Here is a 24274-nt window from a genome sequence, read left to right on the forward strand (position 1 = left end):
CGGGACCTGTCGGGGCACCGCTCGGGCAACAGGGCGGGCGGTGCCCCGACAGGGCGCCGACAACCCTTCGCGACCACATTGGACGGACCTTTCCACGATCCGACCTCACCGCGACGTCCGCGCAGACGCCGCACCGCATTCGTCCTCGTCGGCGCAATGATCGCGGACCCGATCGCGCACCCGGGCCAGCAGGGCGTCGGCCAGGCGGGCGGTGCCGCCGTCGATCTCGTAGAAGCGGGTGCCGGGGGGATGAGCGCCAAGCCCATGAAGCTGTGCAGGAAAGCGAGCGGCAGCCGGGACGTGAGATTTTCCAGGGCGCCGAGCAGGTCGATCGTTGTTCGGATCGAGACGCGCGTGCTCGGACAGGAAGCGGTACATCGACCACTCACCGAACCGCTCGGACCACACGGGCTCAGCCCGCCAGGCACTCGGGCAGAGGCTTGTAACACGCAGCCCGTCGGCGCCCTTGACGGAGAACTCGTCGCGGACCGGGGTCAAGGCCTTGGCGAGGATCTGCGCGGGGGGACGTTCCACAAGTCCCGCGGGACACCGAAGGACCGGTTCACCGCACGCGGGTTCTTGACGTAGTCAGATCGCCCGCATGCGGATGCCGTTGACGTACAGCCAGGTGCGGGCAGCCGGCTGGGCGTCGTGGTTCACATCGACGAGGTGGAACCGGCGGCGCTTCCGCAGCCCGCCGGGACAAGCGAATGAGCCCCCCAGGAAGACGCGTCCATGACAAATGCGACCCCTGTGCGGGAGTCCAGAAGCACGCCACCACGCAGGTGGATTCGGCGAGTTACGAGACCGGCACGTCACCCGGCCCGGGCGTGCCACGTTCTGTCGCGCCGCGTGCGGCTCGTCGTCGCGACGCCGGAGGGGTCGTTGAGGTTCTTCCGGTTCTGTTGACAATTGAGGACGGTACTAAGGCACCCGGCATACGGCAAGGCATCAGCCCGCCAGGTTCCCGAGTCTCGCCGCAGGGCGGGAATCAGCGCTGATCAGGAAACGACCGCCCCCTGCTCCCAGGTTGACATCAGTCGACGCGCTGGCGTGAATCGGTCGCATGCAGGGACGGTCAACCGTGACCCTGCGTCGGGGAACCCACTTGATCAAACAGATTGTCACATTCGGTCCGCGCACAGGTCTTGCCGCTCCTGGAGGCCCCTTCTAGCCTCACTGGGAACGCTCCCACCCACCGAAACGAGACCCCTCCCTCGTGCACGGTGTGGATGAATCGTTTCATTCACTTGTCGGGGACCACGCAAGTCCTTGCCCGCCCACGTGAAGGAGCCGCACATGTCCGTCCGAAGTCTGCGAAGAACCCGCGGGCCGGTCACGTTTTTGCTGGCGGTGTTGCTGGCCGCCGTCTCGCTGGTCGCGCTGCCCGCGTCCAGCGCGAGCGCGGCCGTGATCGACACGTCCGCCTACTATCAACTGGTCTCACGCCACAGCGGCAAGGCCATCGACATCTCAGAAGGCTCCACCGCCGACGGCGCCAAGGTCGTCCAGTGGACCCCTGGAAGCGCCGCCAACCAGCAGTTCCAGTTCGTCGATTCGGGCAACGGGTACTACCGGATCAAGGCCCGGCACAGTGGCAAGGTGCTCGACGTCGAGGGCTGGTCCACGGCCAACGGCGCGAACGTGCTGCAGTGGACGGACAACAACGCCGTCAACCAGCAGTTCCGCGTGGTCGACATCGACAGCCAGTATGTGCAGCTGATCAACCGCAACAGCGGCAAGGCTCTGGACGTCTGGGAGCGGTCGACGGACGACGGTGCCCGGATCTCGCAGTACGACGACATCGACGGCTTCAATCAGCAGTGGCGGCTGGTCAAGGTCGGCGGCGGCACCGCCCCGGATCCCGATCCGCCGGTCGGTGAGGCCCTGCAGATGGAGGACCTGAACCGGGGCCTGGTCTCGGTGCGTTCGGGCTCGAACAATCTGGTGTCCTGGCGGCTTTTGGGCACCGAGAGCTACGACACGGCGTTCAACGTGTACCGCAACGGCACGAAGGTGAACGGCTCGCCGGTCACCAACTCCACCAACTACCTGGACAACGGCGCCCCTTCGGACGCCTCGTACACCGTGCGCGCGGTGGTGAACGGCACGGAGCAGCCGGCTTCGGAGTCCTCGCTGCGTTTCACCGGCGGCAACTACCTTGACGTGCCGCTGTCTTCGCCCGGTTCGGGTTACACACCGGTGGAGGCGAGCCCGGGTGACGTGGACGGCGACGGGCAGTACGAGCTGATCGTCAAGTGGGACCCGAACAACGCGAAGGACAACTCGCAGTCCGGCGTGACCGGCAACGTCTACATCGACGCCTACCGGCTGGGCGGCCAGCGGCTGTGGCGCATCGATCTCGGCCGCAACATCCGGGCCGGGGCGCACTACACCCAGTTCCAGGTGTACGACTACGACGGCGACGGCCGGGCCGAGGTGGCCATGAAGACGGCGGACGCCACGCGCGACGGCCGGGGCACGGTCATCGGCAACGCGAGCGCGGACCACCGCAACTCCAGCGGCTACATCCTGGCCGGGCCCGAGTACCTGACCATGTTCAACGGTCTGACCGGCGCCGCGATGTCCACCGTCACCTACGACCCGCCGCGCGGCAACGTCTCCTCCTGGGGCGACAACTACGGCAACCGCGCGGACCGCTTCCTGGCCGGCACCGCCTACCTCGACGGACAGCGCCCGTCCCTGATCATGGCCCGCGGCTACTACACCCGCGCCGTCATCGCCGCCTGGGACTTCCGCAACGGGCAGCTCGTCAAGCGCTGGACGTTCGACTCCAACTCCTCCGGCAACGGCGCCGCGTACGGCCAGGGCAACCACCAGCTGTCCATCGCCGACGTCGACGCCGACGGCCGCCAGGAAATCGTCTACGGCTCCGCGACCATCGACGACAACGGCCGCCTGATGTATGCCACGGGCTTCGGCCACGGCGACGCCCTGCACGTCGGCGACTTCGTGCCCAACCGCACCGGCCTGGAGGTCTTCACCATCCACGAGGCGAGCAACCAGCCCGGCTCCGACCTCCACGACGCCCGCACCGGACAGGTCATCCACCGCACCCCCACCAGTGGCACCGAGGGACCGGGCCGCGGCGTGGCCGGTGACATCTACGCCGGCAACGCGGGCGCCGAGTTCTGGGGCTCCGGACCGAACATGAGCAACCTGCGCAACTCCTCCGGCGGCAACGTCGGCCGCAACCCGTCCTCGGCGAACTTCCTCGCCTGGTGGGACGCCGACCCGGTGCGCGAACTGCTGAACGGCACCCAGATCGACAAGTACGGCACCGGCGGCGACACCCGGCTGCTCACCGGCAGCGGCGTCGCCTCCAGCAACGGCACCAAATCCACCCCGGTGCTCTCGGGTGACCTCTTCGGCGACTGGCGTGAGGAAGTCATCTGGCGCCACTCCGGCAACAACGCCCTGCGCATCTACGCCACGTCCACCCCCACGACCACCAAACTGCACACCCTGGCCCACGACGCCCAGTACCGCGTCGCACTGGCCTGGCAGAACACCGCCTACAACCAGCCGCCCCACCCGAGCTACTTCCTCGGGGCCGGCATGACCCGCCCGCCGCAGCCCAACATCTACGTGCGCTGACGGCACCCCGTCGGCACGCGGGAAGGAACAACACCTCAAGGCCGGCCGGGACGGCCCCGGCTGGCCTCGAGGTCCCTGGACCAACGACGAAGGTGAATGTGAACAGGGGACGACAACACCCACATCGTCTCTCACCGACACCTGCGCCAACGGCAAGGGAGTCCCCACGGTGCCGATGCGACGCATACGGAGCTGGAACGGCTTCCGGTAGTGAGCTGACCCCGGTTTCGTGGAGTCCCTGAAGCCAGGCTTATGATCCTGGCCCGAAGGAGAACCACGAGCTGTGCCGGCACCACATAAGTACCCCGACACCGACGAGCTCCGCGAGCGGGCCGCCCGCGAGTTCCGCACCACCGGCCGCCCGGTCGCGCATGTCGCCCGGGATCTCGGCATCCACAAAGAAGCCCTCAGGCAGTGGGTCCGCCAGGCCGAAGCCGATACCGGTGACCGTGACGATCGGCTGACCACGGCTGAACACGAGGAGCTGAAGCGACTCCGCAGGGAGAACGCGGAGTTGAAGCGGGCGAATGAGATCCTGAAAGCCGCGTCGGTGTTTTTTGCCCAGGAGATCGACCGTCCCCGGACGAGGCCGAGCAAGTGATCGACCACCTGCGCGAGAAGAGTCTCGGGGTCGATCCCGTCTGCCGGGTGCTGGAGCTGCCGCCGTCAACGTACTTCGCCCGCAAAAAGCGGCCGAAGTCAGCTCGCCGGCTGTGCGGGACGAGCAGCTAATGCCGCTGACCGAGCAGGTCCATGCCGAGTCGGGCGGCACCTATGGTGCCCGCCGGATCACCCGCGCGCTCAGACGCAAGGGCGTCGTCGTGGCCCGCTCTACGGGCGAGCGGCTGATGGCCGAGCTGGGCCTGGAGGGCGTTACCCGAGGTCAGCGGCGTCGGACCACTGTCCCCGAGCCGCCGGCGCTCCGCCCGCCGGACCTGGTCGACCGGGACTTCACCGCGAGCCGTCCCGATCAGCTGTGCGTGGCGGACATGACGTATGTGCGTGCCTGGTCGGGCTGGGTGTATGTGGCGATCGTCCTGGACGGGTACTCGCGATGATCGTCGGCTGGCAGGTAGCAAGCCACATGCGGACCGAACTCCCGCTGGACGCGCTGGAGATGGCACTGTGGCGGAGACGGGTCAAGAAGGGCTCCGGGCTCGGCTCGCCGAGATCGGCGCTGCCGCATCGGTCGGCTCGTTGCGGACAGCACGACAAGGCGATGGCCGAGGCCCTGAACGGCACCTTCAAGGCCGAGCTGATCGATATGCAAGGCCCCTGGAAGGGCTTCGACCAAGCAACAACGCCATGGACGTGCGGGCGGATCCCGTGGGCTCAGGACCGAGCATCCGGTGCCGGTGCTCGCGGGGCTGGGCCGACGGCACATGTATGCGCTGTCGGCCCAGCCGCACTCCTCACCTGCTGCTGTCTTGATCAGAGGTTCAGCAGGTGTGCCGCGTTGCGGTGTGCGATGCGTTTGAGGTCGGGGCGGGAGAACGGCGCTGTGCGGAGGAACTCGACTGCCTCGGCGGTTGATTCGTAGGGGTAGTCGACGGCGAACAGCAGCCGGTCGGCGCCGATGGCGTGGACGGCTCCGAGGAGGGCCGCGTGGGAGAAGACGCCGCTGGTGGTCGCGTAGAGGTTGTGCCGCAGGTAGTGGGAGGGCAGGTGTCGTGGCCTGCTCTTGGGGTCGGCCTGGTGGTAGCGGCTGTCGAGCCGGGCCAGCTGGAAAGGCAGCAGTTCTCCCATGTGCCCCAGCGTCACCGAGGCCCCGGGGAACTCGTCGAACACTCCACCGTAGATCAGGCGAAGTGCGTGGGCGCCGACCTGCGCTGTCCATCCCCAGGACGGCCCGCTCAGCACGGGATGCCCCTGGAACACCCGCCACTGATCGGCGGGGAAGAGCGCGGGATGGAGGTAGAGGGTCACGCCGAGCCGTTCGAGTTCGGCCCACACGGGCCGGAACTGCGGCTCGTCGAGGTAGTGGCCCTGAACGTGGTCGTTGTGCAGGACTCCCTTGAGGCCGAGTTGCTCCACCGCCCGGCGCAGCTCGGCCACGGCGGCCTTCGGATCCTGCAACGGCAGGGTGGCGAAGCCGGCGAACCGTGTCGGGTGGGCGGCGACCACGTCGGCCAGGCGGTCGTTGACCCGGCGGGCCGTGGCCACGGCCTCGGAGGGGTCCTCCATGGCCTCCACGCCGGGTGAGGTGAGCGACAGGACCTGCATGTCCACGCCATGCTCGTCCATGTCCGCCAGCCGCAACTCCGTGAAGTCGGCTAGCCGGCGCCCCCACTCTTCCCCCCAGCCGGGAGGCATCCAGGCTTCGCCCGGCCACGGGATCAGCTCCGGAACGGAGAACGCCTCTTCGATCGCGATCACCTTCATGCCGCGCCCCGGGCGGCCGGTGGCGGTCCCGGCCGACGTGGAGGTGGCGGCCTGGGCGGCGGCGGAGGGGGCCGCGAGGGCTGCCGTGCCGGCGGTGGCGCCGGCCGCGGCGGCCAGCAGACGCCGCCGCGAGGTGCCCGCGGCGAGGGGAGATTCAGACGATCCTGTCGTCAACGTCCTGCCTTCCATCGGTGTATGGGAATCGGGGGCATGGGGCTGGGGATCGATCCCAGCCCACCATTAGGTAGCCTAATCGTAGGCTACCTAATGAAGGATGATCTGGGAAGCTCCGTGATGTTGGGCACCAGGCCTGACCGGCTTACGATCGGCAGACCGCGCCGAACCGACCGTCCCGCCGTGAAAGCAGAACCGCATGTCCTCCTCCCTGTCTGAATCCGAGCCGCTCATCCGGCTGCTGTGGCGCGCACACAACTGGTTCCGAGCCGCCCTGACCACCGCGTTCGAGAACCAGGAAGACGGGCCGGCCGTCAGTGCGGCACACGTGACCCTGCTCAGTCAGCTCCCGTCAGAAGGGGCGAGCATCGCCGAGCTGGCCCGGCGTCTGGGCGTCAGCGCCCCGACCGCGCACCAGTGGGTCCATGAACTCGTCGCCCTGGGAGTGGTGACCGTGGAGAGCGATCCGCAGTCCGCCCGGTCGAAGCTCGTACTCCTCACGGCGGCCGGTGTCCGGCGCCGCGCGGAGACGATGCAGATCCTGGCCGGGATCGAAGCCGCGCTCGCCGAACGCGTCGGTGCGGATACCGTCACCGCACTACGGGCCGCACTGGAGGAACCGTGGGGATCTCCGGAATCGGCGGTGGCGGAACTCCCCGACCTTTCCACCCCGTAACGCTGTTGGCTCCCGGGCGCAGTGGCCGGTACCTCCCCGGGCGGCAGGCGCAGGGCCACCACGCGCGGACCGCATGACCGGTCCGGCAGGAACCTGCACGGCAGAACGCCGCGTACATCGCCTCAGCGGCTCAGTCAGACGTGACCCGCACCGAGCCGCCCTTCCAGCTCCAGGGCTCGTACCGCAACATGAACAAGATCGCCCAGCGCGTCCAGCCGGTCATGAACACCACCGAACTGTCGGCGCTGATCGACGACCCCTACCGGGCCGAGACCCAGACCCTCACCATCGGCGCCGAGGCGACGAACCCGGTGTCGGCTGCGCCAGGCGGCTGCACGTGCTGCGCCGCTCCGGCTACCCGCTCACCGACGCCCAGGCGGACCGCTACGTACACGAACAGCGGACCAGCGCCCGCCTGGTCGGCCTCGACCCGGACGCCGTACCGGCCGACCGGGCCGAACTGGCCGCCTACTTCGAGAAGGTACGCCCCGAACTCGCCGCCGGGCCCGAGGCCAGGGACGTCGACGCCTTCCTGCGCCGCCCGCCGACACCCCCGGCGCTGACACCCGCGCGCGAGCTGCTGTGGCGCCGGGTCGCCGGGCTGGCGTACGCCTCCCTGCCGTCGTACGCCCACGCGTTGTACGGCCGTCCCGTCCCCGCGCCCGACGTCGTCACCCACCGCCTGCGCCGCACCGGCACCCTGCTGCGCGCGATCCCGGCGCGGGTGCGGTGGCAACGTCCGCCGAAGCACATCCTGCGCGCCATGTCCCGACTCGGCCCGGCCGCCCGCCCGGCACCGTACGAACTCGAACCATAGGTCGCCTTACTGGACGGACCCAGGGGAGGGCGCGGCTCACAGCGACGGGGTGTGAAGTGCCGCAGGTCCCTGGGCCGCACCAGGTGCTGGAGGACAACAGGCACCATCCACCGCCGGTCCCGGACATCGTCGACATCGCGCCGACATCGGCCTCACCTGCCGCCGGACGTCGGCGCCGACCTCCCTGGAGCAACTCGGCCGGGGGGCAGGAGGCGGCGGAGACGTACCACAGCCGGGACCGCTCTGGCCGACCCGCAACAGTGCGTGTTACCAAGAACCATGCCTGCACACGAGGGTTCCCGCGCGTACGACGCCGTCATCGTCGGCGGCGGCCACAACGGCCTGGTCGCCGCCGCCTATCTGGCCCGCGCCGGACGGTCCGTACTGGTGCTGGAACGGCTCGGCCACACCGGCGGCGCCGCCGTCTCCACCCGCCCCTTCCCCGGCGTCGACGCCCGACTGTCGCGCTACTCCTACCTGGTCAGCCTGCTCCCACGGAAGATCGTGCGCGACCTCGGCCTGGACTTCCGCCTGCGCACCCGCACCATCTCGTCGTACACCCCCGTCGAACGCGACGGGCGGCCGACCGGACTGCTCGTCGGCGGTGGCGAGCAGCGGACCCGGGAGGCCTTCGCGCGGCTGACGGGCGGGGAGCGCGAGTACGAGGCCTGGCAGCGCTTCTACGGCATGACCGGCCGCGTCGCCGAGCGCGTGTTCCCCACGCTGACCGAGCCGCTGCCCACGCGGCACGAGCTGCGCCGGCGCATCGACGACGAGGACGCCTGGCGGATGCTCTTCGAGGAGCCGATCGGCGTCGCCGTCGAGGACCACTTCGCCGACGACCTGGTGCGGGGCGTGGTCCTGACCGACGCGCTGATCGGGACGTTCGCCGACGCGCACGACGGGGAGCTGCGGCAGAACCGGTGCTTCCTCTACCACGTGATCGGCGGCGGCACCGGCGCCTGGGACGTCCCCGTCGGCGGCATGGGCGCCCTGACCGGAGCGCTCACCGCCGCCGCCCGGGAGGCGGGCGCCGTCCTCGCCACCGGCCACGAGGCCCTGCGGATCGACACCGACGGCCGCACCGCCGAGGTCGCCTACCGCACGCACGACGGCGAGGGCGTCGCCGTCGCCCGGCACGTGCTGGTGGGCGCCTCCCCGCAGGCGCTGGCCGCCCTCACCGGCGACACTCCGCCCGCCCCCGCCGAGGGCGCCCAGCTCAAGGTCAACATGCTGCTCACACGGCTGCCGAGGCTGCGCGACACCTCGGTCGACCCGCGCGAGGCGTTCTCCGGAACCTTCCACATCGCCGAGGGATACGAGCAACTGGCCACCGCCTACGCCCAGGCCGCCGCCGGTGACCTGCCCGCCGCCCCGCCCTCCGAGATCTACTGCCACTCCCTGACCGACCCGTCGATCCTCGGCCAGGACCTGGTCGAGCGGGGCTACCAGACCCTCACCCTGTTCGGCCTGCACACCCCCGCCCGGCTGTTCGCCCCGGACAACGACGCCGTCCGCGACGCCCTGCTGAAGCCGACCCTCGCCCAGCTCGACGCCCACCTGGCCGAACCCCTCGCCGACTGCCTGGCCACCGACGCCGAGGGACGGCCCTGCATCGAGGCGAAGACACCGCTCGACCTGGAGCGTGACCTGCGGCTGCCCGGCGGCAACATCTTCCACCGCGAGTTGTCCTGGCCGTACGCCCAGGAGGGCACCGGCCGCTGGGGCGTGGAGACCCGGCACGCCAACGTGCTGCTGTGCGGAGCGGGCGCCGTGCGTGGCGGCGGGGTGAGCGGGGTGCCGGGGCACAACGCGGCGATGGCCGTGCTGGAGGGGGGCGACGGGGTCTGACCGGGAGGGCGGTGCTGGGGGGCGCCGACAGCCCGCCCCGGTGACCCGTCGGCGGCGTCCGTACCGGCCCGGCTTGATGCAGGTCGCGGGGCGCGCGATCCTCGTACACATGGTGACGTCGCCGCTCGACGACGCGGCGCGAGCGACCACAGCCGGGGACGCCATGGCCGTGGTCGATACGCGCGGCGTCATCACGGGCTGGAGCGACGGGGCGCGCCTGCTCACCGGCCACTCGGCCGAGGAGGTGACCGGCCGCCCGGCCGCCGACCTGGTGGACGGCGACGCCCGCACTCCCTGGCGCGCCCTGCGAGAGACGGGCGCCGCCGTGGTGCCCGTACGGCGGCGGGACGGACGACGCGCCGATCTGGCCCTGCGCGCCTGCCCCCTGGCGGGCGCCGACGGGCAGGCCCGGGTCTACGTGGTCACCGCGGCCCACGACGAGCGGACGCGGATGCTGGGCGAGCTGGCGTTCGAGCAGGCGTCCATCTCGATGTCCGTCTTCGACATGGGGCAGCGCTATCTGCGCATGAACGAGGCGGGCTGCCGGGTCATGGGCCGGCCCGAGGCGGAGTTCCTGCACCGCCACTTCCCCGACACCGTGGAGGACGCCGAGCACAGCCGCGGCTTCCTGCACCATCTGAAGCTCGTGGTGGAGACCGGGGAACCGCTCCACTACGAGAGCTGGACCCGCTCCCCGTCCGGTCGCCGCATGCACGCCTGGAACACCGAGATGTGGCCGGTGCGGGACTCCTCGGGCGAACTCATCGGCACCGCGCTGGCCGCGTTCGACAGCAGCGAGCAGCACTGGGCCCGGCAGCGGCTGGCGATGCTGAACGAGGCCGCCGAGAGCATCGGCACCCAACTCGACGTCGTGCACACCGCCCGGGAACTGGCCGAACTGGTGGTGCCCCGGCTCGCGGACTTCGCCAGCGTGGACCTGCTGGACTCGGTCCTGCAGGGTGAGGAACCCGCCGTCGGCGTGGTCGGCGCCGACGTGGTGCTGCGCCGGGCCGCCCACCACTCGCTCACTCCCGGGGTGCCGGAGGCCGCGATCGACCTCGGCGCGGAGGACGTCTACCCGCCCGAGTCGCCGCCCGCGCGTGCCCTGGCCACCGGCACCTGTGTGCTCACCCGGACCGGCGAGGCCGACCTCGACACCTGGCTCGCCCGGCACGAGGCCCGCACCGCCGTGCTGACCGGCGCCGAGCGGCCGGAGTTCTCGCTGATGGCCGTCCCCCTGATCGCCCGCGGTACGACGCTGGGCGTGGCCGTCCTCGTCCGGGCCCTCACCCCCGAGGCGCCCGACGCCTTCGACCGCGACGACGTCTCCCTGGCCCAGGAGCTGGCCAGCCGTGCCGCCGTGTGCGTCGACAACGCCCGCCGCTACACCCGCGAGCGGACCACCGCCCTCGCCCTGCAACGCAGCCTGCTGCCGCAGGCGGTGACCGGGCAGGCCGCGGTCGAGTGCGCCTCCCGCTATCTGCCGGCGCTGTCCGAGGCGGGCGTGGGCGGCGACTGGTTCGACGTGATCCCGCTGTCCGGGACCCGGGTGGCGCTGGTCGTCGGGGACGTCGTCGGCCACGGCATCCACGCCTCCGTGACCATGGGACGGCTCCGTACGGCGGTGTGGACCCTCGCCGACGTCGACCTGCCGCCGGACGAACTGCTCACCCACCTCGACGACCTGGTCGGCCACCTCGCCGGCGGCGACGACCAGGCGGCCGGCGAGTTCGGCGCGACCTGCCTGTACGCGGTGTACGACCCGGTGTCCCGGCGCTGCACGGTCGCCGCCGCCGGCCATCCGCCGCCCGTCGTCCTGCTGCCCGACGGGACGGTCGAGGCCGTCGAGATGACCGCGGGGCCGATGCTCGGCGTCGGCGGGCTGCCCTTCGAGGCCAGGGAACTTCAGCTTCCGGAAGGTTCCGTCCTGGCCCTCTACACGGACGGCCTCATCGAGGCCCGCGACTTCGACGTGGACGCGGGCACGGAGGCCCTGCGCGTCGCGGTCGCTGCACCCGCCGAGACGCTGGAGGACATCTGCGACACCGTCCTCAAGTCCCTGCTCCCCGACAGCCCGGCCGACGACGTGGCCCTGCTCATCGCCCGCACCCGTGCCCTGGACGCCGACCAGGTGGCCGTGTGGGACCTGCCCGCCGACCCGGCGATGGTGGCCACCGCGCGGCAGTACGCCACCGACCAGCTGACCGGCTGGGGGCTCGACGAGGCCGCGTTCGTCACGGAACTCGTGGTCAGCGAACTGGTCACCAACGCCATCCGCTACGGCGGCGCCCCCATCCAGCTCCGGCTCATCCGCGACCGCGCCCTCATCTGCGAGGTCTCCGACGCCAGCAGCACCTCGCCCCACCTGCGCCGGGCCCGCACCTACGACGAGGGCGGCCGTGGCCTGCTGCTGGTCGCCCAGCTGACGCAGCGGTGGGGGACGCGCCCGAGCGGGACGGGGAAGACGATCTGGGCGGAGCAGGCGTTGCCGGTCGTCTGAGGACGGCGTTGCCGGTCAGTCGGCCGACGCCGCCCACCCCGTCGCCGTGATCCGTGCCGCGTCGGCGGGCCGCGCCTCGTCGAAGAGGACGGTGCGGCCCGCCTCGACGCGCAGGCCGTCGACGTATGCCCCACGGCCCACGTACAGCCGGTCGGTGGTGTACCGCCAGCGCAGGGTGAGCCTCGGGTCCGCAGGGAGGGTCGCCGTGAGCCGGTGCCAGGTGCGGCCCGACCAGCCGGTGACCCGGCCGGACAGGTGCTCCTCGGGCTCCTCGCCGCGCCGGTCGGTGGTGAACGGGACCGGCTGCCAGGTCGCGCCGCCGTCCGTCGAGGACTCCAGGACCAGGCCGTCGGCCGCCGGTTCGGTGTCCCACCACAGGGCGCAGCGCAGCCGCGCCGCGCCGGTGGACGTGTCGAGCGCGGGCAGCGTGAGCGTCGCGGTCGTGGAGCTCGCCATCCCGGAGAACCAGGCGGTACGTCCGCGTACGGGCCGTACCGGTACGGCCCGCGCCAGATGGTTCGCGGCGGCGACCCGGGGCGCGGAGCCGGAGCGCCAACCGCGCACCGGGTGGACCGAGTTGCCGAGCAGGACGAGGAAGGAGTCGGTGGTCGGGTCGAGGACGAGGGAGGTGCCGGTGAAGCCGGTGTGGCCCGCGGTGCGCGGGGTGGCCATCGCGCCCATGTACCAGTGCTGGTAGAGCTCGAAGCCGAGGCCGTGCTCGTCGCCGGGGAAGGCGGTGTTGAAGTCGGTGAACATCAGCTCCACCGACTCCGGCCGCAGGATGCGCGCCCGGCCGTAGGAGCCGCCGTTGAGCAACGTGCGGCCGAGCACGGCGAGGTCCCACGCGCAGGAGAACACCCCCGCGTGCCCGGCGACCCCGCCGAGGCCGTACGCGTTCTCGTCGTGCACCTCGCCCCACACCAGCCCCCGGTCCAGCCCCGACCACGGCTTGCGGGCGTCCTCGGTCGCCGCGATCCTCGGTCGCCAGGAGGCCGGGGGATTGAAGCGAGTGCGGTGCATCCCGAGTGGAGCGGTGATCTCCTTTCGGAGCAGTGCGTCAAGACGGAGAGCGCTGATCTTCTCCAGCACCAGCTGAAGCGAGATCAGATTGAGGTCGGAGTACAGATACCTGCTCCCCGGCGCGCTGACCGGCGCCTCGTCCCAGATCAGCCGCAGCTTCCCCTCGTACGTCGGCGCGTTGTACAGCGGAATCCACGCCCGGAACCCCGACGTGTGCGTCAGCAGCTGCCGTACCGTGACGTCCTGCTTGCCCGCACCGGCGAACTCCGGCAGATACGAGGCGACCGTCGCCTCCAGCTCCAGCGCTCCCCGCTCGATCTGCTGCACGGCCAGGATCGAGGTGAACAGCTTGGACACCGAGGCCAGGTCGAAGACGGTGTCCTCGGCCATCGGTATCTGCTCCTCGGCCGGGAACTCGACGCCGGTGTCGCTCTTCTCGTCGTACGCCGCGTACCGCACCGCCATCCCGACCGGCTCGTGCAACGCCACGGTCCCGCCCCGCCCGGCGAGCAGCACGGCCCCCGCGTACCACGGGTGCCTGGGGGAGGGGCCGAGGAAGGCCTCGGCGTCGGTGACCAGTTGGCGCAGGTGCGAGCCGAGCAGCCCGGCGCGCTCCGGGGAGCCGTGGCGCAGAGTGGGGTGACCGTTCCCCGGAGTGGCGGCCGCGGCCGGTCCCGCGGGCAAGGGCGCGAGGGTCAGGGCTCCGCCCAGGGCCACGGCGGCTCGGCCGAGTTGACGGCGGGTCACCGCTCTGTCTGCCATGCCTTCGGTCATCGAGGATCCTCCCGAACGTGGGTCGGCCGCGCACGTACCCGAAAGCATGTCCGCGCGCCGCCCCGATAAATCTGACGCTCTGTCAGGAAACCTCTTCCGTCGTCCGGAGGACTGCGGCATCCTGCGCCCATGCAGACGGAGCTGAGCAAGCAACTGGGAGTCGAGCACGCCCTCTTCGGCTTCACGCCGTTCCCCGCCGTCGCCGCGGCCATCAGCCGGGCCGGCGGCTTCGGAGTGCTCGGCGCGGTCCGCTACACCGCCCCCGACGACCTCAAGCGCGACCTGGACTGGATCGAGGCGCACGCCGAGGGCCGGCCCTACGGCCTGGACGTCGTGATGCCCGCGACGAAGGTCGAGGGCGTCACCGAGGCCGACGTGGAGGCGATGATCCCGCAGGGGCACCGGCGGTTCGTCGAGGAGACCCTCGCCAAGTACGGCGTACCGGAACTTCCCGAGGGCGAGGCGTCCGGGTGGCGCATCACCGGCTGGATGGAGCAGGTCGCCCGCACACAGCTCGACGTCGCCTTCGACTACCCGATCCGGCTGCTGGCGAACGCCCTCGGCTCACCGCCCGCCGATGTCGTCCGGCGCGCCCACGACCGGGGCGTCCTGGTCGCCGCGCTCGCGGGCAGCGCCCGGCACGCCCGCAAGCACAGGGACGCCGGGATCGACATCGTCGTGGCCCAGGGGTACGAGGCGGGCGGCCACACCGGCGAGATCGCCTCCATGGTGCTCACGCCCGAGGTCGTCGAGGCCGTCGACCCGCTGCCCGTGCTGGCCGCCGGAGGCATCGGCAGCGGACAGCAGGTGGCCGCCGCGCTGGCCCTCGGCGCGCAGGGTGTGTGGACGGGCTCCATCTGGCTGACCACCACCGAGGCCGACCTGCACTCCCCGGCCCTGACCCGCAAGCTCCTCGCGGCCGGTTCCGGCGACACCGTCCGCTCCCGCGCCCTGACCGGCAAGCCCGCCCGCCAGTTGCGCACCGAGTGGACCGACGCCTGGGACGACCCCGCCGGACCGGGCACCCTCCCCATGCCCCTCCAGGGCCTCCTGGTCGCCGAGGCCGTCTCGCGCATCCAGAAGTACGAGGTCGACCCCCTGCTCGGCACGCCCGTCGGTCAGATCGTCGGCCGGATGACCAGCGAACGCAGCGTGAGGGCCGTCTTCGACGACCTCACCCGCGGCTTCGAGCGGGCCGTCGACCGCATCAACCGCATCGCCGGAAGGAGCGGCCCGTCATGAACCACCCCACCGGCTTCTGGGCCCAGGCCACCGCCGACCCCGACCGCCGCGTCCTCGTCGCACCCGACGGCGAGGAGTGGACCGCCGGACGCCTGCACGCCACCGCCAACCGCCTGGTGCACGGCCTGCGTGCCGCTGGGCTGGAACGCGGCGACGCCTTCGCGGTCGTGCTGCCCAACGGACCCGAGTTCCTCACGGCGTATCTGGCCGCCACGCAGGCGGGGTTCTACCTGGTCCCCGTCAACCACCACCTCGTCGGCCCCGAGATCGCCTGGATCGTCGCCGACTCCGGCGCCAAGGTGCTCATCGCCCACGAACGGTTCGCCGACCCCGCCCGCCGGGCCGCCGACGAGGCGGGCCTTCCGCCCACCCACCGGTACGCGGTCGGCACGCCCGCGGGCTTCCGGCCGTACGCCGAACTCCTCGACGGGCAACCCGAGTCGCCGCCCGCCGACCGCACCCTCGGCTGGGTCATGAACTACACCTCGGGCACCACCGGCCGTCCCCGCGGCATCCGCCGCCCCCTGCCCGGCAGGCTCCCGGAGGAGTCCTACCTCGGCGGCTTCCTCGGCATCTTCGGCATCAAGCCGCACGACGACAACGTCCACCTCGTCTGCTCGCCGCTGTACCACACGGCCGTCCTGCAGTTCGCCGGCGCCTCGCTGCACATCGGGCACCGCCTGGTCGTGATGGACAAGTGGACGCCCGAGGAGATGCTCCGCCTGATCGACACCCACACGTGCACGCACACGCACATGGTCCCGACCCAGTTCCACCGGCTGCTGGCGCTCCCGGAGGACGTCCGGCGGTCGTACGACGTCTCCTCCATGCGGCACGCCATCCACGGCGCCGCGCCCTGCCCGGACCACGTCAAACGGGCCATGATCGACTGGTGGGGCCCCTGTGTCGAGGAGTACTACGCGGCCAGCGAGGGCGGCGGAGCCTTCGCCACCGCCGAGGACTGGCTGAAGAAGCCCGGCACGGTCGGCAAGGCGTGGCCCATCAGCGAACTCGCGATCTTCGACGACGACGGCAACCGGCTGCCGCCCGGCGAACTCGGCACCGTCTACATGAAGATGAGCACGGGCGGATTCTCGTACCACAAGGACGACGACAAGACCCGCAAGAACCGCATCGGCGACTTCTTCACCGTCGGCGACCTCGGCTGTCTCGACGAGGACGGTTACCTCTTCCTCCGCGACCGCAAGATCGACCTGATCATCTCCGGCGGCGTCAACATCTACCCGGCCGAGATCGAGTCCGTTCTGCTCGCCCATCCCGCCGTCGCCGACGCCGCCGCCTTCGGCATCCCGCACGACGACTGGGGCGAGGAGGTGAAGGCGGTCGTCGAACCGGCCCCCGGCCACGAACCCGGCCCCGACCTCGCCGCCGCCCTCCTCGCCCACTGCGCCGACCGGCTGGCCGGATACAAACGCCCCAAGAGCGTCGACTTCATCGCCGAGATGCCCCGCGACCCCAACGGCAAGCTGTACAAACGGCGGCTGCGGGAGCCGTACTGGGAGGGGCGGGCTCGGGCGATGTGACGGGGCATGACGCGAGCGCACAACGGCCACACGGACAGCCGTGTCCAGTCGGCGAACTGGGCCGGGTGCGGGTTCGACTTGACCTGGTCCGGACACGGAACGAGGATCGACGGACATGACGCCCGGACACGGCAGCACGGTTGACGGGGTGCTGCGGCGCAGCGCCCGCCGCACCCCGGCGCGCGTCGCGGTCGAGTACCGCGACCGCCGCTGGACGTACGAGGAGCTCGACGCGGCCGTCTCCCGGGCGGCGCGCCTCCTGCTCGGCGAGGGCCTCGCCCCCGGCGACCGGGTCGGCGCCTACGGCCACAACTCCGACGCCTACCTCATCGGCTTCCTCGCCTGCGCCCGCGCCGGCCTGGTGCACGTGCCGGTCAACCAGAACCTGACGGGCGACGACCTGACGTACATCGTCCAGCAGTCCGGCAGCGGGCTGGTCCTCGCCGACCCGGACCTGGCCGATCGACTGCCCGACGGTGTACGGGTGTTGCCGCTGCGGGACGCCGACGACTCACTGCTCGCCCGGTTGCCGTCCACGGCCCCCCACGACGGTCCGGAGCCGCGCGCCGAGGACCTGACGCAGTTGCTCTACACGTCGGGCACGACGGCCCTGCCCAAGGGCGCGATGATGACGCACCGCGCGCTGGTGCACGAGTACCTCAGCGCGATCACCGCCCTCGACCTCGGCGCGGGCGACCGGCCGGTGCACGCGCTGCCGCTGTACCACTCGGCGCAGATGCATGTCTTCCTGCTGCCGTACCTCGCCGTCGGGGCGACGAACATCATCCTGGACGCGCCGGACGGCGACCGGCTCTTCGACCTGATCGAGGCCGGGCGGGTGGACAGCCTGTTCGCACCGCCCACCGTGTGGATCGGCCTGGCGAACCGGCCCGACTTCGCGACCCGCGACCTGAGCGGACTGCGCAAGGCGTACTACGGGGCGTCGATCATGCCGGTGCCCGTCCTGGAGCGGCTGCGGGAGCGGTTGCCGGAACTGGCGTTCTACAACTGCTTCGGCCAGAGCGAGATCGGCCCCCTGGCCACGGTCCTCGGACCCGACGAGCACCAGGGCAGGCTCGACTCCTGCGGTCGGCCGGTGCTCTTCGTGGACGCCCGGGTCGTCGACGAGGACGGCAAGGACGCGCCCGACGGCACACCCGGCGAGATCGTCTACCGTTCCCCGCAGCTGTGCGAGGGTTACTGGAACAAACCGGACGAGACCGCCGAGGCCTTCCGTGACGGCTGGTTCCACTCCGGCGACCTCGCGGTGCGGGACGCGGAGGGCTACTTCACGATCGTCGACCGGGTGAAGGACGTCATCAACTCCGGTGGCGTGCTGGTCGCCTCACGGCAGGTCGAGGACGCCCTCTACACCCATGACTCGGTCGCCGAGGTCGCCGTGGTCGGTCTGCCCGACGAGAAGTGGATCGAGGCGATCACCGCCGTCGTCGTCCCGCGCGGCGAGGTGACGGAGGCGGAGCTGATCGCCCACGCGCGCGCGAAGCTGCCGCACTTCAAGGCACCGAAGCGGGTGGTGTTCGTGGACGCGCTGCCGCGCAACGCCAGCGGCAAGATCCTCAAACGGGAGCTGCGGGGCCGGTTCGGCGACGGCTGAGTCAGCTCGGGCGCAGGTCCACGATCCGCCTGATCTTCCCCACGGACCGCTCCAGCGACTCCGGTTCGACGATCTCCACCGCCACCGACACGCCGATGCCGTCCTTCACGGCCGCCGCGATGGCCCGCGCCGCGGCCTTTCGCGTCTCGGCGGTCGCGTCCGGGCGGGCCTCCGCCCGGACGGTCAAGGAGTCCAGTCTCCCCTCGCGGGTCAGACGCAGCTGGAAGTGCGGGGCCACGCCGGGCGTGCGGAGCACGATCTCCTCGATCTGGGTGGGGAAGAGGTTCACGCCGCGCAGGATCACCATGTCGTCGCTGCGGCCGGTGACCTTCTCCATACGGCGGAAGGCGCGGGCCGTGCCCGGCAGCAGCCGCGTCAGGTCCCGGGTCCGGTACCGGATCACGGGCATGGCCTCCTTGGTGAGCGAGGTGAAGACCAACTCGCCCCGCTCGCCGTCGGGCAGCACCTCACCGGTGACCGGGTCGACGATCTCCGGGTAGAAATGGTCCTCGTGCACATGCAGACCGTCCTTGGTCCCCACGCACTCCTGGGCGACCCCCGGGCCGATCACCTCCGACAGCCCGTAGATGTCCACCGCGTCGATCGCGAACCGCTCCTCGATCTCCCGCCGCATGCCCTCCGTCCAGGGCTCGGCCCCGAAGATCCCCACCCGCAGGGAGGTGCTCTGCGGATCGACGCCCTGCCGCTCGAACTCGTCCAGCAGCGTGAGCATGTACGACGGCGTGACCATGATGAGGCCGGGCTTCAGGTCCTGGATCAGCTGCACCTGACGGGCCGTCATGCCGCCGGACGCGGGAATGACCGTACAGCCGAGCCGCTCGGCACCGTAGTGGGCGCCCAGGCCGCCGGTGAACAGCCCGTACCCGTACGCCACATGCACCGTGTCGCCCGGCCGGCCGCCCGCCGCCCGGATCGAACGGGCCACCACGTCGGCCCACATCGACAGGTCGTTGTCCGTGTACCCGACGACCGTCGGGCGCCCGGTGGTGCCGCTCGACGCGTGGATACGGCGGACGCGCTCCCGGGGCACGGCGAACATCCCGTCCGGGTAGTGCTCGCGCAGGTCGGCCTTGGTGGTGAAGGGGAAGCGGGCGAGGTCGGTGAGGGAGCGGCAGTCGTCGGGGTGGACTCCGGCCTTGTCGAAGGACTGCCGGTAGAAGGGCACGTTGGCGTAGGCGTGCCCCAACTGCGCCCGCAGTCGCTCCAGTTGCAGTTCCCGCAGCTCGTCCGCACCCAGCCGTTCTCCCGCGTCCAGCAGGTCCGTCGTCTCCGCCATGGGACCTCTCCTTACCAACCGCAGCAATCCGGGCGACCGATCATTCGGTCGAGGTTGTGTGGATCAGTAATCCAGCCCGGCGTGGTGGAGGCAAGTGCTCCGCCCGCACTTTCTCCGGCGGGCGGAAGTCTGTTGTGCAGGGGCATCACCGGCCCGGAGGATGATCGGCATGCCCACCTTCAGCGCCCCCGACGGAACCCGGCTCGCCTACCATCTGCGCGGCGACGGCGACCCCCTGGTCGTTCTGCCCGGCGGCCCCATGCGGCCCTGCGCCTACCTCGGTGACCTGGGCGGACTCGCCGCCCACCGCCGACTGGTCCTGCTCGACCTGCGCGGCACCGGCGACTCCGCGACGCCCGCGGATCCGGCGACGTACCGCTGCGACCGCCTCGTGGGCGACGTGGAGGCGCTGCGGGCTCACCTGGGACTGGAGCGGATGGACCTGCTCGGCCACTCGGCGGGCGGCAGCCTGGCCATGCTGTACGCGGCCCGCCATCCCGACCGGGTCGCACGGCTGGCGCTGATCACCGCGACGCCGTGGGCGCTCGGCATGCCCGCGACGACCGAGGACCGGCTGGCCGCCGCACGGTTGCGGGAGGGGGAGCCGTGGTTCGCGGAGGCGTACCCGGCGTTCGCGAGCTGGCTGCTGGAGGGCGGCGACTTCGACCCGAGGTTCATCCCGTTCTTCTACGGCCGCTGGGACGAGGCGGCCGCCGCGCATGCCCGGCGGGACGAGGAGGAGGGCAACGAAGAGGCCGCGCACCGGTACGGCTCCGAGGGCGCCTACGACCCACCCGCGACCCGCGCCGCACTCGCCACGCTGCCCGCCCCGGTCCTCGTGTACTGCGGCGATCTCGACGGCGGCCCGCGCCCCGACCTCGCCCGCCGCACGGCCGAGGCCTTCCCGAACGCCGAGGTCGCCGTGCAGCCGGGCGCGGGACACTATCCATGGGTGGACGACCCGGAGTGGTTCGTGGGACGCACTGCGGATTTCTTCGCCGGGAAAGGGAAGGGCGAGTAGCCGATCCGGGCGCAGGGCTGCACCGTGGAGTCGTACGGCGCCGGCGAGATCGACGAGTACCTGTCCGTCAACACACCGCCGGTCCCCGGCTCGCCGTACGGGGATCTGCCGGGCAGTCCCTGGTGTCCTGCGCCGGTGGTCCGTCGTTAGATCTTGCATGAGTTCTTCTGCCGGGGTGCCGGTGCCGCGTCGTGGTCCGAAGCTGGAACCGCTGCTGCTCGGCGATGACGAACGTGCTGTTCTGGAACGCTGGACGAGGCGGGCGAACTCTGCCCAGGCGCTGGCGTTACGGGCGCGGATCGTGCTGGCCTGTGCCGGCCCCTGACGTCCCGCCCATCGTCGAGGTGGCCCGCCACCTGCGGATTGCCGCGGACGCGGTCCGCAAATGGCGGCGGCGGTTCCTCGCCGAGCGGCTGGACGGCCTGGCCGACGAGCCCCGGCCGGGGCGTCCGCCCACCATCGGTGTCGACCAGGTCGAAGCGGTCGTGATCGCCACACTGGAGGAGATCCCGAAGAACGCCACGCACTGGTCGCGCAAATCGATGGCCGAGCACAGCGGCCTGTCCAAGTCCACAGTTGGCCGGATCTGGCGGAAGTTCCAGCTCAAGCCGCATCTGACGGACACCTTCAAGTTGTCGACGGACCCGTTGTCCGTGGAGAAGGTCTACGACGTCGTCGGCCTGTACTTCAACCCGCCCGAGGGCGCGGTAGTCCTCTCAGTGGACGAGAAGTCGCAGATCCAGGCCCTGGACCGATCCCGGCCTGTGCTGCCGATAATGCCGGGCATGCCCGAGCGGCGCACCCACGACTACGTCCGCAACGGGCTGACCACACTGTCGCCGCGTTCGACGTGGCCACCGGCGAGGCCATCAGCGCCTTGCACCGCCGGCACCGGGCGGCGGAGTTCAAGAAGTTCCTGATCCGGATCGACAAGGAGGTGCCCGCGCACCTGCAGGTCCACCTGATCTGCGACAACTACGGCACCCACAAGAACGTGCAGGCCCTCGAAGCCGACATCCGCCGCTGGGTCAAGGACTGGAACGAGGATCCCAAGCCGTTCATCTGGACGAAGACCGCCGAAGAGATCCTCGAATCCCTCGCCCACTTCTGCCGACGGATTTCAGGCGCAGGACACTAGCCGTCCGCCGCCACGGCCACGTCCCGCGCCCAGCGGTAGTCCGCCTTGCCGCTGGGCGAGCGGCGGATGGAGTCGGTGATGACGAGCTGGCGTGGGATCTTGTAGCCCGCGAGACGGTCCCGGCAGTGGGTCTGGATGTCTGCCAACGTCGGCCTCCGGGCGCCCTCGCGCACCTGCACGACCGCCGCGACATGGTTGCCCCACTTCGCGTCCGGCACCCCCGCCACCAGGGCGTCGTACACGTCGGGATGGGACTTCAGGGCCTGCTCGACCTCCTCGGGGTACACCTTCTCGCCCCCGGTGTTGATGCACTGCGAGCCACGGCCGAGGACGGTGACGACGCCCTCCTCGTCGACGGTGGCCATGTCGCCGAGCAGTACCCAACGCTCGCCGTCCTTCTCGAAGAAGGTCTCGGCGGTTTTCGCCGGGTCGTTGTAGTAGCCGAGCGGCACGTGGCCGCACTGGGCGATCCGGCCCACCTCGCCGACGGCCACCGTCTCGTGCGTCGCCGGATCCACCACCCGCGTACGGGGGTTGACGCGGATGCGGAAGCCCCGCTCGGGACCGGAGTCGTCCGTCGCCGTGCCGTTGAAGCCCGACTCGGAGGAGCCGAAGTTGTTCAGCAGCATCACGTGCGGGACGAGCGCCAGGAACTGCCGCCGGACCGTCTCCGACATGATCGCGCCGGACGACGACACGCTGAACAGCGAGGAGCAGTCCGTACCCTTCAGGGGCCCGGCGAGGGCGTCGATCAGCGGGCGCAGCATCGCGTCGCCGACCACCGACATGCTGGTGACCCTCTCCTTCTCGATGGTCCGCAGCACCTCCTCCGGCACGAACTTGCGGTGCAGCACGACCCGTTGCCCGAAGTCGAAGCCGATGAACGCCGTGAGGGTCGACGTGCCGTGCATCAGCGGGGGAGTGGGGAAGAACGTGATGCCAGACCCGCCCGCCGCGACCCGCTCGGCCAGCTCCTGAGGCTTCTTCACCGGCTCACCGGTCGGCGCCCCGCCGCCCAGCCCGGAGAAGAACAGGTCCTCCTGCCGCCACATCACGCCCTTGGGCATCCCCGTCGTACCGCCGGTGTAGATGATGAACTGGTCGTCCCCGGAGCGGTCCGGGAAACCGCGCTCCGGAGAACCGGCCGCCTCGGCCCGAGCGAACGGCACGCCCAGCGAGCCCCCCGCCCCCACCCGCACCAGATGCCGCACCTTCTGCACCCGGGGCAGCGCCGCCGCCACCCGGTCCGTGAACTCCGCGTCGAAGACCAGGGCCACCAGATCGGCGTCCCGGTAGAGATGGACCAGCTCCTCCTCGACATAGCGGTAGTTGACGTTCACCGGCACGATCCGAGCCTTCAGGCAACCCAGCACCGTCTGGAGGTACTCGACGCCGTTGTAGAGGTGCAGCCCGAGGTGCTCGCCGGGGCGGACGCCGCTGTCGAGCAGGTGGTGACCGATGCGGTTGGCGGCCGCGTCCAGCTCGGCGTACGTCAGCCGGCGCTCCGCGCCCGTGCCCGGGTGGTCGAGGTACACCAGCGCCTCGCGGTCCGGCACCACGTCCACGACCGACTCGAACAGGTCGGCAAGGTTGTACTCCACCGCTCCTCCTGACCTCGCTGCCCCTCGGTTGCCGGTCATCAGAGCAAAGGGCGACACAAGTGTGAAGGGCCCGCGCAGCAGAAATCTGACTGCCTGTCAGAAAACCCTTGAAGCGCCGACCCGCCTGCTGCAACCTGTTCTCGTTCCTGCGGACGCGCCCGACACGGCAGGACGGGGAGGACATCCATGGGTGGCACCGAACACCTCACCGTGCAGCGCGAAGGCGCCACACTGGTGCTCACGCTCAACCGGCCCGAGGCCAGGAACGCGCTCTCGCTGCCGATGCTCGTCGGCCTGTACGACGGCTGGATCGAGGCCGACGAGGACGACGCGATCCGCTCGATCGTGCTGACCGGCGCGGGCGGCGCCTTCTGCGCGGGCATGGACCTCAAGGCCCTGGCGGGGAGGGGGATGGAGGGCCAGCAGTACCGGGACCGGCTGAAGGCCGACCCCGACCTGCACTGGAAGGCCATGCTGCGCCACCACCGGCCCCGCAAACCGGTGATCGCCGCTGTCGAAGGGCACTGCGTCGCGGGCGGCACCGAGATCCTCCAGGGCACCGACATCCGCGTCGCGGGTGAGTCCGCGACCTTCGGACTGTTCGAGGTGCGGCGCGGACTCTTCCCGATCGGCGGCTCCACCGTCCGACTGCAACGCCAGATCCCCCGCACCCACGCCCTCGAAATGCTGCTCACCGGACGGCCGTACAGCGCCCGGGAGGCCGCGGACATCGGCCTGGTCGGCCATGTCGTCCCCGACGGCACCGCGCTGGCCAAGGCCCTTCAGATCGCCGAGCAGATCAACGCCTGCGGCCCGCTCGCCGTCGAGGCCGTCAAGGCGTCGGTGTACGAGACCGCCGAGATGACCGAGACCGACGGCCTCGCCGCCGAACTCAGGCGGGGCCGGCCGATCTTCGACACCGCCGACGCCAAGGAGGGCGCCCGCGCCTTCGCGGAGAAGCGACCGCCTGACTACAAGCGCGCGTAGCGCTGCGCTGGCTTGGG

Annotated in this window: 16 protein-coding genes and 4 pseudogenes; 15 read left to right on the forward strand and 5 right to left on the reverse strand. The window is 71.0% G+C overall.

Going from position 1 to position 24274, the window contains the following annotated elements; genetic code table 11:
• Nucleotides 1-105: 105 nt before the first annotated feature.
• Nucleotides 106-534 carry a hypothetical protein gene (locus KWI83_RS23645; protein ID WP_218516395.1) on the reverse strand — a complete coding sequence of 143 codons (429 nt, stop codon included), beginning with the start codon at nucleotides 532-534 and terminating at the stop codon, nucleotides 106-108.
• A 765-nt stretch (nucleotides 535-1299) separates the two neighbouring features.
• Here KWI83_RS23645 and KWI83_RS40370 point away from each other — a divergent pair.
• From KWI83_RS40370 to KWI83_RS23660, 4 genes and pseudogenes are all read left to right on the forward strand, one after another.
• Nucleotides 1300-1791, forward strand: a pseudogene (locus KWI83_RS40370) (RICIN domain-containing protein); the annotation flags it as partial.
• Nucleotides 1792-1830: 39 nt separating this feature from the next.
• The gene (locus KWI83_RS23650; RefSeq protein ID WP_374106362.1) at nucleotides 1831-3618 is read left to right on the forward strand and encodes a rhamnogalacturonan lyase; all 1788 of its coding nucleotides are present in this window, start codon (nucleotides 1831-1833) and stop codon (nucleotides 3616-3618) included.
• Nucleotides 3619-3901: 283 nt separating this feature from the next.
• Nucleotides 3902-4219 carry a transposase gene (locus KWI83_RS23655; RefSeq protein WP_218516397.1) on the forward strand — a complete coding sequence of 106 codons (318 nt, stop codon included), beginning with the start codon at nucleotides 3902-3904 and terminating at the stop codon, nucleotides 4217-4219.
• Nucleotides 4220-4331: 112 nt separating this feature from the next.
• The gene (locus KWI83_RS23660; RefSeq protein ID WP_374106360.1) at nucleotides 4332-4676 is read left to right on the forward strand and encodes an IS3 family transposase; all 345 of its coding nucleotides are present in this window, start codon (nucleotides 4332-4334) and stop codon (nucleotides 4674-4676) included.
• Between the two features lie 373 nt (nucleotides 4677-5049).
• Here KWI83_RS23660 and KWI83_RS23665 read toward each other — a convergent pair whose 3' ends face one another.
• Nucleotides 5050-6174 carry an amidohydrolase family protein gene (locus KWI83_RS23665; RefSeq protein ID WP_256362723.1) on the reverse strand — a complete coding sequence of 375 codons (1125 nt, stop codon included), beginning with the start codon at nucleotides 6172-6174 and terminating at the stop codon, nucleotides 5050-5052.
• A 199-nt stretch (nucleotides 6175-6373) separates the two neighbouring features.
• Here KWI83_RS23665 and KWI83_RS23670 point away from each other — a divergent pair, with 199 nt between their 5' ends.
• From KWI83_RS23670 to KWI83_RS23685, 5 genes and pseudogenes are all read left to right on the forward strand, one after another.
• Complete coding sequence (locus tag KWI83_RS23670) at nucleotides 6374-6850, forward strand: MarR family winged helix-turn-helix transcriptional regulator (RefSeq protein WP_218516399.1); 477 nt, start codon at nucleotides 6374-6376, stop codon at nucleotides 6848-6850.
• A gap of 104 nt (nucleotides 6851-6954) precedes the next feature.
• Nucleotides 6955-7152, forward strand: a pseudogene (locus KWI83_RS38960) (hypothetical protein); the annotation flags it as partial.
• Nucleotides 7110-7667 (forward strand): annotated as a pseudogene (locus tag KWI83_RS23675) (oxygenase MpaB family protein); the annotation flags it as partial. The pseudogenes KWI83_RS38960 and KWI83_RS23675, both read left to right, overlap by 43 nt.
• A 279-nt stretch (nucleotides 7668-7946) precedes the next feature.
• On the forward strand, nucleotides 7947-9518 hold the full coding sequence (locus tag KWI83_RS23680) for an NAD(P)/FAD-dependent oxidoreductase (RefSeq protein WP_218516400.1): 1572 nt from the start codon (nucleotides 7947-7949) through the stop codon (nucleotides 9516-9518).
• A 109-nt stretch (nucleotides 9519-9627) separates the two neighbouring features.
• Nucleotides 9628-12018 (forward strand): SpoIIE family protein phosphatase, encoded by a 2391-nt coding sequence (locus KWI83_RS23685; RefSeq protein WP_218516401.1) that lies wholly within the window; start codon nucleotides 9628-9630, stop codon nucleotides 12016-12018.
• A gap of 15 nt (nucleotides 12019-12033) precedes the next feature.
• Here KWI83_RS23685 and KWI83_RS23690 read toward each other — a convergent pair whose 3' ends face one another.
• A complete protein-coding gene (locus KWI83_RS23690) occupies nucleotides 12034-13812 on the reverse strand; it encodes a serine hydrolase domain-containing protein (RefSeq protein WP_218516402.1) in 1779 nt (592 codons plus the stop codon).
• 129 nt (nucleotides 13813-13941) lie between these two features.
• On the opposite strand from KWI83_RS23690, the gene KWI83_RS23695 reads away from it, so the two are divergent.
• From KWI83_RS23695 to KWI83_RS23705, 3 genes are all read left to right on the forward strand, one after another.
• Complete coding sequence (locus KWI83_RS23695; RefSeq protein WP_218516403.1) at nucleotides 13942-15054, forward strand: nitronate monooxygenase family protein; 1113 nt, start codon at nucleotides 13942-13944, stop codon at nucleotides 15052-15054.
• Nucleotides 15051-16598 (forward strand): acyl-CoA synthetase, encoded by a 1548-nt coding sequence (locus tag KWI83_RS23700; RefSeq protein WP_218516404.1) that lies wholly within the window; start codon nucleotides 15051-15053, stop codon nucleotides 16596-16598. The genes KWI83_RS23695 and KWI83_RS23700 overlap by 4 nt, the downstream gene beginning before the upstream one ends.
• Nucleotides 16599-16713: 115 nt before the next feature.
• A complete protein-coding gene (locus KWI83_RS23705; RefSeq protein WP_218516405.1) occupies nucleotides 16714-18213 on the forward strand; it encodes an acyl-CoA synthetase in 1500 nt (499 codons plus the stop codon).
• Between the two features lies 1 nt (nucleotide 18214).
• Here the strand turns inward: KWI83_RS23705 and paaK are convergent, their stop codons facing one another.
• Entirely contained in the window at nucleotides 18215-19510 is a 1296-nt protein-coding gene (gene paaK / locus KWI83_RS23710) for a phenylacetate--CoA ligase PaaK (RefSeq protein WP_218516406.1), read from the reverse strand.
• Nucleotides 19511-19679: 169 nt separating this feature from the next.
• On the opposite strand from paaK, the gene KWI83_RS23715 reads away from it, so the two are divergent.
• The gene (locus KWI83_RS23715; protein ID WP_218516407.1) at nucleotides 19680-20531 is read left to right on the forward strand and encodes an alpha/beta fold hydrolase; all 852 of its coding nucleotides are present in this window, start codon (nucleotides 19680-19682) and stop codon (nucleotides 20529-20531) included.
• A gap of 157 nt (nucleotides 20532-20688) precedes the next feature.
• Nucleotides 20689-21669, forward strand: a pseudogene (locus tag KWI83_RS23720) (IS630 family transposase).
• On the opposite strand, the gene KWI83_RS23725 reads toward KWI83_RS23720, so the two are convergent.
• Nucleotides 21666-23270: an acyl-CoA synthetase gene (locus KWI83_RS23725; protein WP_218516408.1), complete on the reverse strand. Its 1605-nt coding sequence runs from the start codon at nucleotides 23268-23270 to the stop codon at nucleotides 21666-21668. The pseudogene KWI83_RS23720 and the gene KWI83_RS23725 sit on opposite strands and share 4 nt — an antisense overlap.
• 186 nt (nucleotides 23271-23456) lie before the next feature.
• Here KWI83_RS23725 and KWI83_RS23730 point away from each other — a divergent pair, with 186 nt between their 5' ends.
• Complete coding sequence (locus KWI83_RS23730) at nucleotides 23457-24257, forward strand: crotonase/enoyl-CoA hydratase family protein (protein ID WP_218516409.1); 801 nt, start codon at nucleotides 23457-23459, stop codon at nucleotides 24255-24257.
• The last annotated feature ends 17 nt before the right edge of the window (nucleotides 24258-24274 follow it).

Origin of the sequence: Streptomyces sp. TRM70350 (assembly GCF_019219825.1) — a bacterium.
Taxonomy (GTDB): domain Bacteria; phylum Actinomycetota; class Actinomycetes; order Streptomycetales; family Streptomycetaceae; genus Streptomyces.

Coding starts and splice junctions, on each gene's coding strand:
- KWI83_RS23670 (WP_218516399.1), top strand. CDS start 6,374: ATGTCCTCCTCCCTGTCTGAATCCGAGCCGCTCATCCGGCTGCTGTGG.
- KWI83_RS23680 (WP_218516400.1), top strand. CDS start 7,947: ATGCCTGCACACGAGGGTTCCCGCGCGTACGACGCCGTCATCGTCGGC.
- KWI83_RS23685 (WP_218516401.1), top strand. CDS start 9,628: ATGGTGACGTCGCCGCTCGACGACGCGGCGCGAGCGACCACAGCCGGG.
- KWI83_RS23690 (WP_218516402.1), bottom strand. CDS start 13,812: ATGACCGAAGGCATGGCAGACAGAGCGGTGACCCGCCGTCAACTCGGC.
- KWI83_RS23695 (WP_218516403.1), top strand. CDS start 13,942: ATGCAGACGGAGCTGAGCAAGCAACTGGGAGTCGAGCACGCCCTCTTC.
- KWI83_RS23700 (WP_218516404.1), top strand. CDS start 15,051: ATGAACCACCCCACCGGCTTCTGGGCCCAGGCCACCGCCGACCCCGAC.
- KWI83_RS23705 (WP_218516405.1), top strand. CDS start 16,714: ATGACGCCCGGACACGGCAGCACGGTTGACGGGGTGCTGCGGCGCAGC.
- paaK (WP_218516406.1), bottom strand. CDS start 19,510: ATGGCGGAGACGACGGACCTGCTGGACGCGGGAGAACGGCTGGGTGCG.
- KWI83_RS23715 (WP_218516407.1), top strand. CDS start 19,680: ATGCCCACCTTCAGCGCCCCCGACGGAACCCGGCTCGCCTACCATCTG.
- KWI83_RS23730 (WP_218516409.1), top strand. CDS start 23,457: ATGGGTGGCACCGAACACCTCACCGTGCAGCGCGAAGGCGCCACACTG.